The 1,496-nt window shown below is 61.0% G+C and carries 2 protein-coding genes; one reads left to right on the plus strand and one right to left on the minus strand.

Annotated elements, in window-relative coordinates; all coding sequences use genetic code 11:
* Positions 1–254 (minus strand): LysR family transcriptional regulator (locus tag AB4Z11_RS31455; RefSeq protein WP_442030067.1); only part of this gene is annotated, 254 nt, incomplete at its 3' end.
* A 127-nt stretch (positions 255–381) separates the two neighbouring features.
* On the opposite strand from AB4Z11_RS31455, the gene gcl reads away from it, so the two are divergent.
* Positions 382–1,496, plus strand: a 1,115-nt coding sequence (gene gcl, locus AB4Z11_RS31460; RefSeq protein ID WP_442030069.1) for a glyoxylate carboligase, incomplete at its 3' end; no start/stop codon positions are given.

The raw sequence follows: 1,496 nt of genomic DNA on the forward strand, positions 1-1,496 counted from the left end.
TCCGAAATATTGCGCTCGGCGATGTCCATATCCGACAACAGCTTGCGGCAGTCTTCCAGATATACATTGCCCTGCTCCGTCAGCGTCAGATGGCGCGTCGTACGGTGCATCAGCTTCACACCCAGACGCTTTTCCAGCGCATCGATACGCCGCCCCAGCATCACCGGCGTGATGTTCTGTACCAGCGCCGCGCGCGCCAGGCTGCCCTTCTCCACCACGGCCACGAAGGCCTCGATTTGCTTGAGTTTGTCCATGTTTTGATTATTCCATACTCAGAGTATCGAATAAACCGATTTTTTGTTGTCTTATCAAGGTGAAGGAAGGTCTATAGCATACAAATCATCAATAACACGCAGTACTCACAGAGACGAGGAGATAACCATGGCAAAGATGACAGCAGCTGAAGCAGCTGTTCACGTTCTGCAGAAGGAAGGCATTTCCGTTGCCTTCGGCGTGCCCGGCGCTGCCATCAATCCGCTGTACGCGGCACTGAAGAAGGTCGGCAAGATCAAGCACATCCTGGGCCGGCACGTTGAGGGCGCATCCCACATGGCGGAGGGCTACACCCGCGCCGCGCCCGGCAATATCGGCGTGTGCATCGGCACCTCCGGTCCGGCCGGCACCGACATGATCACCGGCCTCTACTCCGCACAAGCCGATTCGATTCCGATCCTGTGCATCACCGGCCAGGCGCCGCGTGCCCGTCTGCACAAGGAAGACTTCCAGGCCGTGGACATCGCCGCCATCGCCAAGACCGTCACCAAGATGGCCACCACCGTGCTGGAACCGGCCCAGGTGCCGCGCGTATTCCAGCAAGCCTTCCATTTGATGCGCTCCGGCCGTCCGGGTCCGGTGCTGATCGACCTGCCCTTCGACGTGATGATGGCGCAGATCGAATTCGATCCTGAGACTTACACACCGCTGGACGCGTTCAAGCCGCGCGCCTCGCGCGCCCAGGTCGAGAAGGCGCTGGAAATGATGAACGATTCCGAGCATCCGCTGATCACCGCGGGCGGCGGCATCATCAACGCCAACGCTTCGGCCCTGCTGCAGGAGTTCGCCGAGATCGTCAACGTGCCAGTGATCCCGACTCTGATGGGCTGGGGCACCATTCCCGATGACCACGAACTGATGGCGGGTATGGCGGGATTGCAGACCAGCCACCGCTACGGCAACGCCACCGTGCTGGCGTCGGACTTCATCATCGGCATCGGTAACCGCTGGGCCAACCGCCACACCGGCTCCGTCGATGTGTTCACCGAAGGCCGCACCTTTGTTCACGTGGATATCGAACCAACCCAGATCGGCCGCGTGTTCGGCCCGGACCTGGGCATCGTGTCCGACGCCGGCTATGCGCTGGAGCTGTTCGTCGAAGTCGCCAAGGAATGGAAAGCCGCCGGCAAGCTGCGCGACCGCAGCGGCTGGGTGGCGCAGTGCCAGCACCGCAAGCGCACCATGCTGCGCAAGACCGGCTATGACAATGTCCCGGTCAAGCC

The sequence above is a fragment of the Pseudoduganella sp. RAF53_2 genome (assembly GCF_052113985.1).
Classification (GTDB): Bacteria; Pseudomonadota; Gammaproteobacteria; order Burkholderiales; family Burkholderiaceae_D; genus Rugamonas.